The sequence below is a fragment of the Indibacter alkaliphilus LW1 genome, assembly GCF_000295935.2.
Taxonomy (GTDB): domain Bacteria; phylum Bacteroidota; class Bacteroidia; order Cytophagales; family Cyclobacteriaceae; genus Indibacter; species Indibacter alkaliphilus.
In genome coordinates, this window is the sequence record NZ_ALWO02000011.1 from 115,585 (window position 1) to 132,064 (window position 16,480).

Annotated in this window: 15 protein-coding genes; 5 read left to right on the forward strand and 10 right to left on the reverse strand. The window is 39.6% G+C overall.

Annotated elements, in window-relative coordinates:
- Nucleotides 1-35 precede the first annotated feature (35 nt).
- Both A33Q_RS01880 and A33Q_RS01885 read right to left on the reverse strand, forming a co-directional pair.
- Complete coding sequence (locus tag A33Q_RS01880; RefSeq protein WP_009034148.1) at nucleotides 36-677, reverse strand: alpha/beta hydrolase; 642 nt, start codon at nucleotides 675-677, stop codon at nucleotides 36-38.
- Nucleotides 677-1,159: a cytidine deaminase gene (locus tag A33Q_RS01885; protein ID WP_009034149.1), complete on the reverse strand. Its 483-nt coding sequence runs from the start codon at nucleotides 1,157-1,159 to the stop codon at nucleotides 677-679. Before A33Q_RS01885 ends, A33Q_RS01880 begins: the two co-directional genes overlap by 1 nt.
- Nucleotides 1,160-1,292: 133 nt before the next feature.
- On the opposite strand from A33Q_RS01885, the gene A33Q_RS01890 reads away from it, so the two are divergent.
- Nucleotides 1,293-2,627: a saccharopine dehydrogenase C-terminal domain-containing protein gene (locus A33Q_RS01890; protein ID WP_009034150.1), complete on the forward strand. Its 1,335-nt coding sequence runs from the start codon at nucleotides 1,293-1,295 to the stop codon at nucleotides 2,625-2,627.
- 2 nt (nucleotides 2,628-2,629) lie between these two features.
- On the opposite strand, the gene A33Q_RS01895 is transcribed toward A33Q_RS01890, so the two are convergent.
- From A33Q_RS01895 to aroQ, 8 genes are all read right to left on the reverse strand, one after another.
- The gene (locus A33Q_RS01895; RefSeq protein ID WP_009034151.1) at nucleotides 2,630-3,688 is read right to left on the reverse strand and encodes a DUF4249 domain-containing protein; all 1,059 of its coding nucleotides are present in this window, start codon (nucleotides 3,686-3,688) and stop codon (nucleotides 2,630-2,632) included.
- A gap of 5 nt (nucleotides 3,689-3,693) precedes the next feature.
- A complete protein-coding gene (locus tag A33Q_RS01900) occupies nucleotides 3,694-6,096 on the reverse strand; it encodes a TonB-dependent receptor (RefSeq protein ID WP_016254508.1) in 2,403 nt (800 codons plus the stop codon).
- Between the two features lie 10 nt (nucleotides 6,097-6,106).
- Nucleotides 6,107-7,561: an IPT/TIG domain-containing protein gene (locus A33Q_RS01905; RefSeq protein WP_009034153.1), complete on the reverse strand. Its 1,455-nt coding sequence runs from the start codon at nucleotides 7,559-7,561 to the stop codon at nucleotides 6,107-6,109.
- Nucleotides 7,562-7,653: 92 nt separating this feature from the next.
- Nucleotides 7,654-8,370 (reverse strand): tRNA1(Val) (adenine(37)-N6)-methyltransferase, encoded by a 717-nt coding sequence (locus A33Q_RS01910; protein WP_009034154.1) that lies wholly within the window; start codon nucleotides 8,368-8,370, stop codon nucleotides 7,654-7,656.
- Nucleotides 8,371-8,384: 14 nt separating this feature from the next.
- The gene (rnhA, locus tag A33Q_RS01915) at nucleotides 8,385-8,843 is read right to left on the reverse strand and encodes a ribonuclease HI (RefSeq protein WP_009034155.1); all 459 of its coding nucleotides are present in this window, start codon (nucleotides 8,841-8,843) and stop codon (nucleotides 8,385-8,387) included.
- Nucleotides 8,843-9,430: a MarC family protein gene (locus A33Q_RS01920; RefSeq protein ID WP_009034156.1), complete on the reverse strand. Its 588-nt coding sequence runs from the start codon at nucleotides 9,428-9,430 to the stop codon at nucleotides 8,843-8,845. The genes rnhA and A33Q_RS01920 overlap by 1 nt, the downstream gene beginning before the upstream one ends.
- Nucleotide 9,431: 1 nt before the next feature.
- Nucleotides 9,432-10,487 carry an aminotransferase class V-fold PLP-dependent enzyme gene (locus A33Q_RS01925; protein WP_009034157.1) on the reverse strand — a complete coding sequence of 352 codons (1,056 nt, stop codon included), beginning with the start codon at nucleotides 10,485-10,487 and terminating at the stop codon, nucleotides 9,432-9,434.
- Entirely contained in the window at nucleotides 10,487-10,912 is a 426-nt protein-coding gene (aroQ, locus tag A33Q_RS01930; RefSeq protein ID WP_009034158.1) for a type II 3-dehydroquinate dehydratase, read from the reverse strand. Before aroQ ends, A33Q_RS01925 begins: the two co-directional genes overlap by 1 nt.
- Nucleotides 10,913-11,284: 372 nt before the next feature.
- Here aroQ and xerD point away from each other — a divergent pair, with 372 nt between their 5' ends.
- The 4 genes from xerD (at nucleotide 11,285) to A33Q_RS01955 (ending at nucleotide 16,468) form a co-directional block, all read left to right on the forward strand.
- A complete protein-coding gene (xerD, locus tag A33Q_RS01940) occupies nucleotides 11,285-12,190 on the forward strand; it encodes a site-specific tyrosine recombinase XerD (protein ID WP_040489664.1) in 906 nt (301 codons plus the stop codon).
- Between the two features lie 90 nt (nucleotides 12,191-12,280).
- Nucleotides 12,281-12,796, forward strand: a complete 516-nt coding sequence (locus tag A33Q_RS01945; RefSeq protein WP_009034161.1) for a hypothetical protein — start codon at nucleotides 12,281-12,283, stop codon at nucleotides 12,794-12,796.
- An 87-nt stretch (nucleotides 12,797-12,883) separates the two neighbouring features.
- Nucleotides 12,884-13,933 carry a quinone-dependent dihydroorotate dehydrogenase gene (locus A33Q_RS01950; RefSeq protein ID WP_009034162.1) on the forward strand — a complete coding sequence of 350 codons (1,050 nt, stop codon included), beginning with the start codon at nucleotides 12,884-12,886 and terminating at the stop codon, nucleotides 13,931-13,933.
- Between the two features lie 54 nt (nucleotides 13,934-13,987).
- On the forward strand, nucleotides 13,988-16,468 hold the full coding sequence (locus A33Q_RS01955) for an FtsK/SpoIIIE family DNA translocase (RefSeq protein ID WP_009034163.1): 2,481 nt from the start codon (nucleotides 13,988-13,990) through the stop codon (nucleotides 16,466-16,468).
- Nucleotides 16,469-16,480: the final 12 nt, after the last annotated feature.

The following is a 16,480-nucleotide window of genomic DNA, read 5'->3' on the forward strand; positions in this document are numbered from 1 at the left end:
TATCAAATTTTAAGAATCGTTTATTAACTATTAAATCAAATGTCAAGTAAACCTGTCAATACTGACAAATTTAAGTCATGTCCTCCATCATAGTAGTGTTTTTCTACATTTAATTTCATTTTTTCAATCAGCTCTTCTTGTTTCTTTATAGACTCAACAGTTACAAATTCATCTTGCCTTCCCAATACCACAAATATTTTGGTTTCTCTAAGAGCATCTCCTGCACTTTCTATTTTGATATCATGCGCAAAACCCCCACCCCACAAGATGAGCGTATCGAGCTTGACGGGTATTTGACTTACCCAACGAGAAGCGGTTGCTGCTCCCTGTGAAAAGCCCAAAACTTTAATCCTTGGAGTTTTTGAATACTTTATCAAAATATTATCCAAGAGGGTATTCAGATACTGATTATTGTTTTCGATGGCTGCTTCGCGTTCGTGTTTGGTCATCCAGTTAGCACCTACTCTACCAGAAAACCCTTCCAGATAAGAATAGTTTGTTGCCTCAGGCACCAGTATCAATCTTTTGTCCGAAAATATGGGATGAAGTTTTTTCAGAAAAAACTCTGCCAACTGTCCATAACCATGTAGAGCTATTACTATTTCTTCTTCACCTCGGTGAATAACATGGCTTATGTGATATTGCGCTGTATGTTGATATTTAATGGATACTTTCATCAACTGTTCAAGTCATTAAATCTAAAAGGCAATAATTGATCTATTCCACTTGCTTTTAATATCTCCTCACCAGGATTGAGCATCAAAATTTCTATAGGATGACCAAACTTGACTTCATACTCATTTATGGTTTGTCGGCAAAGCCCACAAGGAGTTACTGTTGCCCATGTAGAGTCTGATCTTCGTTTGGCAACAACAGCCAGTTTTACCGGTCTATTGTTGGGGAAATTCCCCATTGCATAGCTCAAGACTGCCCTTTCTGCACATATTCCCACCGGAAAGGAAACATTTTCCTGATTGTTTGCTGAAAATATTTGCCCATTGTCCAAGAGTAAAGCGGTACCCACCATAAAGTTGGAGTAAGGGGCGTGGGCGTGTTCTACAGCATGGATAGCCCTTTCTATCAGAGACCTATCTTCTTTCGACCATTCGCTTTTTTGAATGACTTCCAGAGATACAGTTATTTCTATTTTCTTTTTCATTTTCAAAAATTAAAAAGCTTTTGAATTAACAAAAAAAATCCGGTTTATGTTATTCTTCCTTTTTTTTTATCCGTTTCTTTTAAGCTTTATGCATTTTCACCAATTTCGTACACAATAAACCCACTAAAAAGAGATGCAAAAAATATTAATTCTAGGAGCAGGCAAATCCTCAAAATTTTTGATAGAATATTTAGCGAATTCGGCCAAAGCAAAGCCCAGGAAAATTACAGTAGCAGACTTATCCACGGAATTGGCTGAAAAACAAACCAAAAACCTCCCCCAAACCACAGGCATTGGTTTTTCAGTTGATGAAAAAAATCAAAGAGAAAAGCTAATCAAAGATGCTGATGTGGTGATCTCCATGTTACCTGCATTTTTACATCCTTTGATAGCCAAGGATTGCCTCAAGCTGGGAAAGCATTTTTTTTCTGCATCTTATGAATCTGACGAATTAAGAAAACTCAGAAATGACATTGAAGAAAAAGGGCTTCTCTTTTTAAACGAGTGTGGCTTGGATCCTGGTATAGACCACATGTCTGCCATGCAGATCATAGACCGGGAGAAAAAACGTGGAAATGAAATCATTTCCTTCAAATCCTTCACAGGAGGTGTTTTGGCGCCTGAAAGTGAAGACAATCCTTGGAAGTACAAATTCACATGGAATCCTAGGAATGTGGTTTTGGCGGGACAGGGAGTGTCCAGGTTTATAAGAAACGGCAAGTATAAATACATCCCTTACCACATGCTTTTCAGACGGCTGGAACCCATCAAATTTGAAGCTATTGGAGAATTTGAAGGCTATCCCAATAGAGATTCTCTCAGCTACCGAGAGGTGTATGGGCTAGAGCATATTCCGACGATATTGAGAGGTACCCTCAGAAGGGCAGGCTTTTGCCAGAGCTGGGATGTATTCGTACAGTTGGGAATGACAGATGATTCTTTTGAAATGAATTTACCGGAAGGTTTTACCAAAAGAATGTTTGTTAATTCATTTCTGCCATATCATCCAGAAAAAACCGTAGAAACCAAGATCATGGAATTGCTTCCATGGGTGAATGAGGAGATTCTGTCAAAAATAAAATGGATAGGTTTATTAGCCAATGATGTATTGCCAAAACTCAAAGGAAGTCCAGCATCTATTTTACAAATGATTCTTGAAGAAAAATGGGCCCTCAAATCCGAGGACAAAGATATGATTGTCATGCAGCATCAATTTGAGGTCAAAGTTGGGTCCAATACCAAAAGAATTACCTCCAGCTTGATCTGTATCGGAGAAGACCAAGAACGTACTGCTATGGCCAAAACTGTCGGGTTGCCACTTGCTTTGGCAGTTGAATTATTTTTGGATGGAAAGATCAAGCAAAGAGGTTTGGCACTACCTATTTCTCCCGAAATTTATAATCCCCTGCTTTCTGAATTGAAAAACCAGGGGATTATTTTTAAAGAGACGGAAGAATTGCTGGATTGAAATCAATCAAAGCTCCAATTTGACGGTGGTTCCAAGGACGCTCCAGGAACAGTCAAGCAATCATCAGGAATAATTCTAGGGGTAGCACGAAACTCCAGGTCACTGGGCTGTATATATATGACTTGGGAGGCAACATCCGCAGCAATGAAATATCCCAAAACGGTCTCATCTGGATCATCTAAACTGATAATGTTTCCACGGATATTGGCAGGTGGCTGATCAAAAACACTTCCGGTAATACTGAGCTGCTGATCAACCAATCTCAAGTATCTATGAGCATTTTGGGATATTCCCAGCTGTTTGAGTTCAGCACGGTAAGTATCCTTAAATCGCAATCCATTATCCTCTATAAAAGCAACAGGCCTTCTAGTCTCAAGACCATTAAAGTCTTCGTCTGAAGCCAAAGTGAAGCTTTGAATTCTATTCGACTCTACTAGGTAACATATAGCACAGCATTGTTTTGGAGCAGGCCCTCTAGGATCAGTGGGATGAGTGGGTGGGTTGGTGTAAAGTTCTGGATTGGCAACTAAAACAAATGACCCTGGTGCTGTTCTCCAATAATAAAAGTTTGTTTGGTCACCTGGATCTTTAAATTCAGCGATCAACTGAACCCCTACTCTTGTCTCTAGCCTGCTTTCAGTTGCTAATTCAACCGACCGGATGGAGACATTATCAATAGGTGCTACCTGATTTACTCTTTCCGGAAAAGAAGCGTATTCTCTTCCGTCCTGCAACCTGATCTGTAAAGTATAGGACAGCCCCAATTTGGCAGTAAAACCCTCGGGTGTTTCATAAATACCAGGTTCAATTTCGGTAAGAAAAGTAACCAAGCCCTCGCTATCTCTTACATTTACCTGTGCCTGTCTCACCGGTCTGATCAATCCTTCAAAAACAGACCCGTAAGTATCTGTTCTGGTCAATTTGATCTGATGGGGACCGGGATCTGTTGTGATGAACCCTTCAATGGTAAGCAACTGTTCTCCTTCCTCAAGGTTCACATTGTAAGGATCAATGCAAGAAAATGGAATCAGTAATAGTATATAAAATAATTTTCTAAGCATTTTAATTAAAATTTAAGCGAATAACTTAAGGTTGGAAGCGGGACTCCAAGGATTGCCAAGCGAAATGCCTGGGGAGGTGATCCCGGCTGATCTGCAAAGAATATTGAGAATGGATTTTTCCTTCCATAAGCATTCATAACAGCAAATGTCCATTCGCCGTCGTAAAACTTACCTTCCCCTTGGAATTGAAAGTTCAAAGACAAGTCCAATCGGTGAAAGTCAGGTATTCTCTCCAAATTCCTGTTTCTGAAAAACGCAAGTGAATTGCCTGCAAAATCAAACTTAGCTTCAGGGAATGTCACCGGTCTTCCGGTACTGTACGAGAAAGTGGCTGAAAGTGAGGTAAAGGAGCTTAATTTATAATTACCTATCAAAGTCAGATCATGTGGCTTATCGAAATTGGCAGGAAACCAATTCCCATCATTAATGATCTCTTCTTCAAAAGGCGTAATCACCCTTCTCAATGCTCTGGAATAAGTGTAAGATGCCCAACCGGTAGCTCTTCCCAAATTTTTCTTCACGTATAATTCCAAACCATATGCCTGGCCTTGACCAGGGATTATTTCAGTTTCCAAATGATTCTGCATCAGTAATCTTGCGCCGTCTTTGTATTCAACTACATTCTGAATATCCTTATAATACACCTCAATAGATGTTTCGAAAATATTCCCTTTAAAGTTTTTATAAATACCTAAAGAATATTGGTCCACTATCTGCGGTCTCAAAAACTGATCACTAAGCTTCCATACGTCCGTTGGGGCGATAGTTGCCGTATTGGAAATCAAATGAATGAATTGGTACATTTTATTGTACCCTGCTTTGATAGATGTCTTACTATCAATAGAATACCTTATGGAAGTCCTGGGACCCCAGCCATCATACGTTTGAATTGTCTCCCCATCGGCGTAAGCACGCTCTCCAATCACATTCCCTTGATTGAGAGGGAGGTTCTCCGCATATTGCCTTACTGTTCTGGGACCAAAATAAGAGTAGGTATCATACCTAATACCATAAGAAAAACCTAACTTTTCGCCAAACTCCAAATCATGTTGGAAGAAAAAACCGGACTCCATCCCATATTCGTTCTGGACTTTTTGGGGAAGAATACCCGACTCACCGTTTCCTGAAGGAGTAAGTTCACCGGGCTGAATGGTGATTCTCTTTGTGTCAGCACCGACGTTGATTCTATTGTTTTCACCCAATTGATAAGTGAAACTAAGCCTGCCTCCTGTATCAATAATCCCTGAAGTAAGATCAAAATTATTGATCCCCGATTGGTTGAAAATTGAAAAGTCATATAAGGTATGAAATCCAATAATATCTACTGAAGCCTTTTCGCCAAATTGACCTAAATACCTTAAAGACTGACTCTGATTGGTCCAGGAAATTGTAGTATCCGAAGCCAATGCGAAATCATCATAACTCCTGTAAAAACTGTAGGTAAGATTATGATTTTCATTGATCTCGCCGTAAAGAATTCCATTGATATCGTTGAAATTTGCCTGGCTAGTTCTTAAGTCTGGGTTATTAAGGGAATTTAAAAGCCAATTAATGTATGATCCCCTAAAGCTTAATTGCGCGGAAACCACATCTTTGACCACCGGTCCGTTAATCGAGGCTTTACCTGAAACTGTTCCTACCATCATATCCCCGCCCCAATTTGTCAAACTTCCCGATTTGGGAGCAATATCGAGAATAGAAGAGCCCCTTCCCCCAAACCTAGCAGGTATCTGAGCTTTGTAAAGTGTAAAATCATTGACCACGTCAGGATTGAAAGCTGTAAACAAACCAAATAAGTGAGTCGGGTTATAAACCGGAGCACCTGCAAAAGTAATCAGGTTTTGATCTGCGCCCCCACCCCGAACATTCAGTCCGGATGAAGCCTCACCCACCTGACTCACACCTGGCAGAGTCGCTACTGACCTGATAATATCCACTTCTCCCAAAAAAGGAGGGAGTTCTTTCAGCGTATTCATACTGATAGAAATTGCCCCCATTTCGGTACTTCTGATATTTTTCTCCGGATCCCTGCCAAATATGACTACATCGTCCAAGGTAAAATCCTCCTGTATCATCGTCAGATTTATCCGACCTTCACCTACTGCCACTATAGGATATATAATTGTTTCATATCCTACATACCTGAATTCAAGAATATATTCGGCCCTGTCTAAAATCAGCGTAAATGACCCGTTGGTATTCGTTACCTCGGTTTTATTCAGCTCTCTAACTGTAACCGTAGCACCAACCAAAGCATCACCGGTGATCTCATCTATCAATCTACCTGTAATCCGGAGGTTTTTTAATTCGCCGATATCTCTACCTACCACAGTTCTTTTTTCCTGTGCTTCTGCAACCCCTAACAAAAGGAATTGAAACAAAAGAATAAGGGGTAAAATTTTTCTCATATCTTTTTCATTAAAATGCAAATGGATCAAACCTCCAGAATTCAACTGAACCTCCTACCTGACTCTCAGGGCTTCTCAAAAAGTAAATTTCCTCATCTACTACGTAAGAACCAACTATTCGAGCAAGACTAGATCCAGAAAAATCGTTCTTCCTCAGCCAATTTAGCGTGTTCATGTCCAACTCCCACACCTGACTGGACCTGTTGCCCAATCCAAGGAATACTTTGTTTCCTAAATTCACAGCAAAGCCATTCCCGTTGTTCCCCAACTCTCCTGGGTAACTACCTACGGTGGTCCAAGAGTAATTGTCAGGGTTGAACATGATCAAATCTCGCGTTTCAGGATTAATAAAGTATTGCCTGTTTTGGTAAGTGAATGAAAAATTATTATTTAGAATCCTATAAGGAACACTTCCTACTATTGACCAATCTCCACTTTCAGGATCATATTCATAAACATCCGTACTTTCATCCCCTCCTGCTAAATACAATTTCCCGGAAAGCTCAAATCCTTTTCCATTGATAAAATTAAAAGGAAGATCCGGTAAAACCTCGAAGTTGCCGTTTTCCAATTTTACAAAATCACGCACTGTTAAAAAAGGAAAAAATGAGGCTGATCCTCCTCCATAATAGGTATTGGAGGAAAATGCTCTTCTCAGAACTCTTGTTGGTGGGTCTATTCGAACCCATTCAGGGTCTCCAAGATTATATTTCCAGAATGAATTATTTAAAGCCGAACTTTGATCAGTGCCCATCCCAGAATAGAACGTATTCCCTTCCTGAAGACTGATACCTTCTATAAAACGGACCGTTCCAGGAAATTCAAAAAGCTTAGTATAAATTCCGGTACTGTATTCATAATTTCCTTGTATCCGGAGCTCTTTTTCTTGGATGATCACTCTTACAGGAACAGAGCTTTCATTGCCAATTGGAGGAACCCTCACCCTTAAGACAGACTCAAAATCTATATCTATCACCTCGGCCTCATTATCCCCGAAAAACACCCGTACATCCTGCGTTAAGTTCACTCCTGTAATGGTAACTATTGTTCCTTCAGCCCCATCGGAAGGACTGAATTTAAACACATTCGGACTAAGGGTTTCAATGTTTAACACATTACCAAAAAGAATTCCTTCTGGTAACTCAGCAAATGCTTTGACAAAATATGGTCTTTCAATGGAAAGACCTGCCGTTTCACCAATAAACCTTCCGGGGTTCTCTCGAGCTCCCAAGGATATTATAGTTGGTTGAGAAAAGCCTTCATTATCCGAAATATAAAAACCGTGGTCTGAGGCATTAATACTCTGTGTTGTAATAACCCTTCCGGATAATCTCATCCTTTCCCCGCTTACCAATAAGGCATCCTCTGTAACGATAGAGGGGTTTAAGTCAATAGGGTCTTCGCAAGAAAAAATCAAAATCGCTAAAAACGACCAAATTAAAGGCCTGTACACTGTATTAATCATTTAACTCTTCATTTAGAAAGTTTTTAAAATTAAGTGAATAATCAATTTTAAAAAATTTTAAGCCATACGGATATTAAAAAAATCAAAGAATTTTAAAAAATGATCAGGAAGGGAATCAGTATATTCCTATACCATTCAGAATATTCACCATTCTCATCTTTTATATATACTTCTATTTCAGAGTATTCTTTTTTATTCTTTGTAAAACACGAAACATTTCTAAACAACCTTCCTTTATTTTTATTTTTAATAATTATGGTTTTACAATTGAAAAATTGGGATTTTTCGGCCAAGGCTTCAAATATTTTCATTTCGTATTCCGGAAGAATTAGCCAAAACTCCCCATGATTGGCCAAGATAGTACAAACCCCTTTAATCAAATCCTCGAAAGGCAGGCTGTCATTGTGAATCGCAAGGTTTCTTTTTAGGTTTGGAGATTTGAGGTGATTTGAAAAATAAGGTGGGTTACTGACGATCAAGTCATACTTTTCATTTCTGTCAGACGTAAAACCTTTAAAATCCCCAAACCAAAAATTGATCCTGTCTGCCCAAGGTGAGATTTTTGCATTTTCAACTGCTTGCTGCCAAGTTTCCTGATCAATCTCTACTCCATCAATTTCCGCTTGCTCAAACCTTTGAGCCAGCATCAAAGAAACGACACCTGTTCCCAATCCAATTTCTAATACCTTACCAAAACTGGCTCTTTCCCCTGCCAGAGCACCTAATAATACTCCATCAGTACCAACTTTCATAGCACATTTATCCTGATGAATATCAAACTGTTTGAATCTAAAAGGTTTGCTGGCCATATTTTGAAAAAATATCAGGTATTGCTGGATTCGTATCCTGTATCCGCAGGAAGCCGGGGCTGCTCAGCTGCTGCTACTGCCAATTGGTCACATCGCTCATTTTCTATGTTTCCAGCATGCCCTTTTACCCAGACAAACTTAGGCTTGTATTTCAAATGAAGTGGAATATACCTTCTCCACAAATCGGGATTTTTTTTGTCTTTAAATCCCTTTTTCTGCCAACCCCAAAGCCAGCCTTTTTCTACAGCATCCACTACATATTTACTGTCAGAATAGATCACAACTGGAATGCCATCTATTTTTATCTCTTCCAAAGCCTTGATTACAGCCAACAGCTCCATTCTGTTATTGGTAGTAAGCCTAAATCCTTCTGAAAGCTCCTTTCTATGTTGATTGAATTTCAGAACTGCTCCATATCCTCCAGGTCCAGGATTCCCTTTTGCCGCTCCGTCTGTATAAATTATTATATTCATCAAAGAATTGATTCGCCTGTACTCAAAGCAGTTTTAAATATTTTTATAGCAATCGATAAAAGAATGATCCCGAATATTCTCCTCAAGACATCCAGCCCCGTTTTACCAAGCTTCTGTTCCAGCCAGGTGGTACTTTTCAGCACCAAGTAAACTATCCCTAAATTGATCACAATTCCCACACCGATATTCATTTGGGTATATTCAGATTTTAGGGTAAGAATGGTCGTCAATGTGCCCGCACCTGCTATCAAAGGAAAAGCAATAGGCACTATAGAGGCACTCGTGGTAGATGCTTCTGGATCCGGCTTGAATAATTCAATTCCCAGTATCATTTCAGCCCCCAGGGCAAAAATGATCAAAGCACCTGCAATAGCAAAGTCCTCCACTCCAATTCCAAACAGACCAAGGATTGATTTCCCTACAATCAAGAATAAAATCATCAACAAGCCAGCTGCAAAAGTCGCTTTCCCGGATTGAATATGACCCACCTTTTTTCGGAGGTTGATGATGATGGGAATGGACCCCAAGATGTCTATCACTGAAAATAAAATCAATGTGACAGAGAAAATTTCCTTCAAATCGAACATCTCAATACTGTTTGAGGAATTGAATTAATTTGTTCATTTCAGCATCTGTAATGGCAGGAAAATTCGCTATTCTAAAGCTGGTTGGCTTTAAGGGGCCATATCCCCCACCCAATTGCATACCTTCTTTTTCTGCTGCCTTTTTGATTTGGGATATAAATTCTTCCCTTCCTTCCACAGCCAGCACAGTTGTACTTCTCGCTTCAATATTTTGTATTAGCATCCTGAATTTGGATGTATTGGCAATTGCATCTTCCAATTTTCGCATTCTCTTTACCAGCCTCTCTTCCACATGCTGAATTTCTTCCAAATCCTGAAGCACCCTTTTTAACAAATAAATTCCAAATACATTTGGCGTATAATGGGTCTGATATTGTTTGGCATTTTCCAACATGAAGTTGAGACTGTTGTACCTACCTTTCTCTCCTTTTGCTTCTGCTTTTTGAATCGCCCGGGGCGATACCACAAGCACACCCAGACCGGCAGGAAGTCCAAAACACTTTTGAACAGAAGCGTACCAAATATCAGCTAAGCTAAAGTCCATTTCAATCCCCCCCATAGAAGATGTAGTATCCACCGCAATTATTTTTTCAGGATATTTATTTGCGATCTCTGCGATCGTTTTCATCCTGACCTGTGTGGCATTGGAAGTTTCGTTTTGCGTAATGGCAATTAGATCGAACTCTTCTCCTATATGCAGACTGGACACATCAATAGTTTCGTCCGGATCAATTTTATGTGCATAAGTCCCGGCTTCAATGTGCTTGGCATAATCGAACCATTTCTTTCCAAATGAACCTGAGAAAATATGAAATCCAGCTGATCGAACTACAGATTGGGTAATTATCTCCCAATTCTCTGTAGCTGAGGAGGTGAAAAGCAGCTTATAATCGTCAGGCAAATGCAGTTTTTCCTTAAAAAGGGTCTCCGTTTCCTGGTAGAGGTTCATAAATACCGCTGAACGGTGGTTGGCACTAAGTATTCCCGCTTCGTACGCATCCTGCATATACCGGGGAAGTTTATCATAAACCTTGGAAGGTCCCGCTGCAAATGTCAACATCATATTTTAGGATTTAGAAAATAAGAAACCGCTAATTCATAACCTTTAAGACCAAGGCCAGAAATCATACCTATACAGGCTTTGCTAATGATACTTTTGTGCCTGAACTCCTCACGCTTGTAAATATTTGAGATATGTACTTCCAATACGGGGGTCTTTACTCCTGCAATTGCATCTGAAATTGCTACAGAAGTATGGGTATAGCCCCCTGCATTGAGGATAATCGCATCGAATTCAAAACCTGTTTCATGGATTTTGTTGATGATTTCACCCTCTACATTAGATTGGAAATATTGTAAATCTACAGAAGGAAATTTTTCATTGAGAAATGAGAAGTAATCTTCAAAAGAGGTACTTCCATAAATTTCAGGTTCCCTCTTGCCTAAAAGGTTGAGGTTTGGACCATTGATAATGATAATTTTCAAAGCGGTTATTATTTAGTGGTTTGAGGCCTCAAAAGTATCAGTTATTTGCCAGATTGCCCAAAACTATAACAAGTGCATTTTTTTTATTTTCATGAATTATTGTCAATATTGAAGAGAAATCACTTTTCATTCATTGAGAAAATGGATAAACCCAAGCAAATTACGTTTAGGATACTTTTGATTCAGGTAGTCGTCTCAGGCATTGCTGTTGCTTTGCTACAACATTTTTGGCTTGACCATAACCCCAACTTGGGAAAGACCGCTCTCTTCTTTATTATCTTTTGCAGTATTTATTTGATCATTATGTGTTTGATGTATAAGATCAATCCACTCAAAGGAAATTTCCGAAGTCCTTATAAAGATTAAAAAAAGGTGCTAAAGTCTTGGGAACAACTAGTAAGCCAATTTCAACATTACTTGAAGATCGAAAGATCCTTGAGCAAAAATTCCATATTGGCGTATATGCAAGACTTGGAAAAACTCAGCCGATACATGGAAGGAAGCTTTCCAAAGGTGAGCCCTACAGAAGTAAAGCTGGAACATCTGCGAAGCTTTGTCAACGACCTTTCCAATCTTAAAATATCGGAATATACACAGGCAAGAATTATCTCTGGTATAAAGGCATTTTACAGGTTCCTGATGTATGAAGATCTGATTTCTGAGGATCCTGCTCAATTGTTGGAAGCACCGAAACTGGGAAGAAAGCTTCCTGATACTCTAAGCTATCATGAAATTACACAAATTCTAGAAAGCATACCCTTGGGCGAACCGGAAGGACACCGAAACAGGGCAATTCTTGAAATCCTATACTCTTCTGGCTTAAGGGTATCAGAATTGACTGATCTGAAAATATCCAATGTGTATACTGAAGTAGGTTTTCTTAGGGTAATAGGAAAAGGGAATAAAGAAAGGCTTGTACCGGTTGGCAGGGACGCTTTGAAATACCTCAGATATTACACAGAAGAAATCAGGACACATGTAAAGCCTGTAAAAGGACATGAAGAATTTGTGTTCCTAAATCGCCAAGGCAAAAAACTTAGCCGGGTAATGATTTTTTTGATCATCAAAAAACAAGTAGAAGCAATCGGTTTGAAAAAAAATGTCAGTCCCCATACATTCAGACACAGTTTTGCCACACACATGATAGAGGGAGGAGCCGACCTGAGAGCAGTACAGGAAATGCTGGGGCATGAAAGCATCACAACTACGGAGATTTACACACACCTGGACAGAGACTATTTGAGACAGGTCCTGAATGAATTTCATCCAAGAAATTAAGGTTTGTATATTTTATTGTAAAAAAAGATTAGTTTTAAATTTGTTTTTAGATTAAAATAAACTAAATTTAACTGACAAAACTTATTCGATATGAAATACTTAGGTGTTTTTTTCTTCGTGTTATTTTTATTGAATTTCCAACCAGCACAAGCGCAAAGTCCGGAACCATCCGGATTATTGATGTACAATCAAAAATCCGGAAAAACAAAATTCATTCCGGAGAACAAAAGAGTTACCCTTACCAATTATAGGGGATTCAGGTCCAGTGGAAAGCTAGAGGTTATTTCAAAAGAAGAAGTTTTGGTACATGGGAGAAGATTCAGAGTTGCTGAATTGTCCAAAGTGCGTAGAAATTATCTGGGAACAAAAATAATAGGAGCAGTATTACTCGTCGGGGGACAGACCGTCATCGAGGTTGAAAGAACAGTTTCTACAGGCATGTTTGACAGCAATGTTGAAACATTACGAGATCCAGAGTTTTCTGCAACAGGCTTTATTATGATGGGTGCATCTCTTCCTTTTTTGTTATATGCCCCAAATTACAAATATGACAAATGGACTTACGAGGCTGTCCCAAGCCAAGATCTTGGGGAATTCCAGTATTGACATGGTAAATTAATACCGTTAAAAATCAGTTTAATTTATTGTATTCGCGGGCAAGTTCTATTTTTGCATTGAACAAAAAACAGTCCCGTGTACAAAACTATCCTCAAACCGCTTCTATTTAAGAAGAACCCCGAAGACGCCCATCATTTTACCTTTGCCTGGATCAAAAGAATTTTTAACCTTCCATTGGCAAAAAGTTTCATTGGTAAAACATATGGTTTTGAGAATCCAAAATTGGAAAAGGTAGTTTTTGGCTTAAAATTCAAAAATCCCGTTGGATTGGCTGCCGGGTTTGATAAAGACGCCAACCTAATAGATGAGATGGCTATGTTGGGCTTTGGCTTTATTGAAATCGGAACACTTACACCCAAGGCCCAGGAAGGGAACCCAAAACCCAGGCTATTTAGATTGCCTGAAGACGAGGCTTTGATCAATAGGATGGGTTTTAATAACGGGGGTGTGGAAGCAGCAGTAAAAAGGCTAAAGTCCAAAAAATCGAAAGTTCTGATCGGAGGAAATATTGGTAAAAACAAAATTACTCCAAATGAAAATGCAGTAGATGACTACGTCAACTGTTTGGATACACTTCATCCCTACGTGGATTATTTCGTAGTCAATGTAAGCTCGCCCAATACTCCTAACTTGAGGGAATTACAGGAAAAAGAACCTCTTAAAAAGTTGCTTACAGCGGTAAAGGAAGCCAATGAAGAACATCAAAAGCCAAAACCAATTCTCTTAAAAATAGCACCAGACCTTACCGTGGGACAATTGGACGACATCATCGAAATAGTTATTGATACAAAAATCGATGGAGTAATAGCTACCAATACCACCATAGACAGAAGTCAGCTCAGAACCTCAAAAGAAAAAATAGAATCCATAGGGGCTGGAGGACTAAGTGGTAAAGTTTTAGCCAAAAGAAGTACTGAAGTAATCCGCTACCTACATAAGCAGTCTAATGATGCTTTTCCGATCATCGGTGTTGGAGGGATATACTCTGCTCAAGATGCTATTGAAAAACTGGAAGCAGGTGCCAGTTTGATTCAGATTTACTCGGGCATGATTTATGAAGGACCTGCGTTGGTTAAAAACATTAAGAAAGGTCTTGTAGCTTATTATGAAAAACAGAACAGATAATTTCTGTATATTTCACATATTCTTGATTACGCATTAGAAAGATAAAACTCAACAATGGCTTCAGAGAAACCCAGGGCAAATACTTTTAGGAAAAAAAACGAATCCAAAAACGGAGGCAGGGAAAAAAGAAAACGCAACTTCTCCTTTGGTTTTTTCAAGGACAATCGAATCCCACTTACTTTGGGCATAATTCTGATTTCATTCTCTTTATTTATGTTTTTTGCTTTCATCAGTTATTTGTTTGAAGGAAAAGCTGATCAAAGTATAGTCGCCTCTGAAATGGATGAGAACCTCAGAAGCACCGCTGCAGAAGCGAGAAATTGGCTTGGACTGGCGGGAGCCAAACTTTCCTATATTATCATTCACAAGTGGTTTGGTGTTGCCTCATTCCTACTACCTCCATTTATTTTTCTTCTGGGTTTTAGGTTGATTTTTAAAAAACATTTGATTTCACTGACCCGGTATTCAGTATTTGCCCTTTTCTTTACCTTTTGGATCTGCCTACTTACAGGCTATCTGGTCCAAATGACGGACGGGTACAATACATTCTCCGATTTCAGTGGAGGCTTCGGATTGGAACTGGGCAAGCTGGCGGAAGAGTTTTTAGGTTGGGGCACTTTCATCTTAATAGGCGGTTCTTTGCTGATTTTTACAGTTTTCTTCTTCAATATCCAGCAATTGTCGTGGTTCAGCACCACTACCAAAGAGGAAGCAGATGAGCCAGATGAGTCTTTAATTAAGGAAAAACCAATTGCTAAATCACCATTTGAAAGTGAAGATGAGGAGGAGCCTTTCCTTGAAGCATTTGAAGATGAAACAGAAGAAGAAGAAATAGAAGATGATGGAAGTTCATGGACAATAAAATCAGACAACTCCTCAGGCAAAGCTAAATCGGATTCTCAGGAATTAGCTTTGAATATTGAAAGTTCTGTACCTGAAAAAACCATAGAGGAGCCTGCTGAGGAGAAAAGATTCTCGGTGACTAAAGCAGAAGGAGAAGAGAAGACAGCAGAAGAAGTACAAAATCTTGACCCCTACGATCCCACTTTAGACCTACCTCATTACAAATATCCGGGTTTGGATCTTCTCAATTCTTATGATTTGCAAAAGGTAACAGTGACAAGACAAGAGCTGGAAGACAATAAGAACAAGATTGTAGAGACACTTGTCAACTTCAAGATTGGTATTCAGGAAATCAAAGCCACAATTGGCCCCACAGTAACCTTGTACGAGATCGTTCCTGATCCTGGAGTTAAAATTTCAAAAATCAAAAATCTGGAAGACGACATTGCTTTGAGCTTGGCGGCCTTAGGAATCAGGATTATTGCCCCTATTCCTGGAAAAGGCACAATTGGTATTGAGGTACCCAACAAGAATAGAGAGCTGGTTCCGGCAAGGGCTGTAATCGGAACTGAAAAATTCATGAAAAGCGACAAGGACTTACCAGTTGCTTTAGGAAAAACCATCTCCAATGAAGTATTTGTGGTGGATTTAGCTAAAATGCCACACCTGCTTATGGCAGGTGCCACAGGCCAAGGTAAGTCAGTAGGTTTGAATATGATTTTGGCTTCTCTGGTTTATAAGAAGCATCCCTCCCAGCTGAAGTTTGTTTTAGTCGATCCCAAGAAAGTGGAATTGACTCTTTTTAATAAAATTGAGAGACATTTTCTCGCCAAACTACCAGGATCGGAAGAGGCCATCATTACCGATACCAAAAAAGTAATCTACACCCTGAACTCCCTTTGCATAGAAATGGACAACAGGTATGACATGCTGAAAGATGCCGGGTGTAGAAACTTGAAAGAATACAATGCGAAGTTTATAGCCAGAAAACTGAATCCTGACAAAGGACACAGGTTTATGCCTTATATAGTCCTGGTCATTGACGAATTGGCTGACTTGATGATGACAGCTGGGAAAGAGATAGAAGGACCTATAGCCCGCCTGGCCCAATTGGCAAGAGCAATAGGTATACACCTGGTAGTGGCTACTCAAAGACCTTCTGTTAACGTAATTACAGGTATTATCAAGGCCAACTTCCCTGCAAGGCTATCTTTCAGAGTAACCTCAAAAATAGATAGCCGAACTATCCTTGATGCAGGAGGTGCTGATCAGCTCATCGGACAAGGAGACATGCTACTTTCTTCAGGATCTGAGGTGACCCGTCTTCAGTGTGCTTTCCTGGATACTCCGGAAGTGGATGCAATCTGTGACTGGATTGGAGAACAAAAAGGATATTCAGACGCCTATCTTTTACCTGAATTTGAGGGAGAAGATGGGGATGGCGGTCTGACAGATATAGACCTTTCAGACAGAGATCCACTTTTTGACGATGCGGCTCGGCTTATTGTCCTGCACCAACAGGGGAGTACTTCTTTGATCCAACGAAAATTAAAGCTTGGATATAACAGAGCCGGAAGGATCGTAGACCAACTGGAAGCCGCCGGAATTGTGGGAGCCTTTGAAGGCAGTAAAGCGAGGGAAGTTTTGGTTCAGGACGAAGCAAGTTTGGAACGGTTATTGAACAATTTATAATTCTTTGAATAA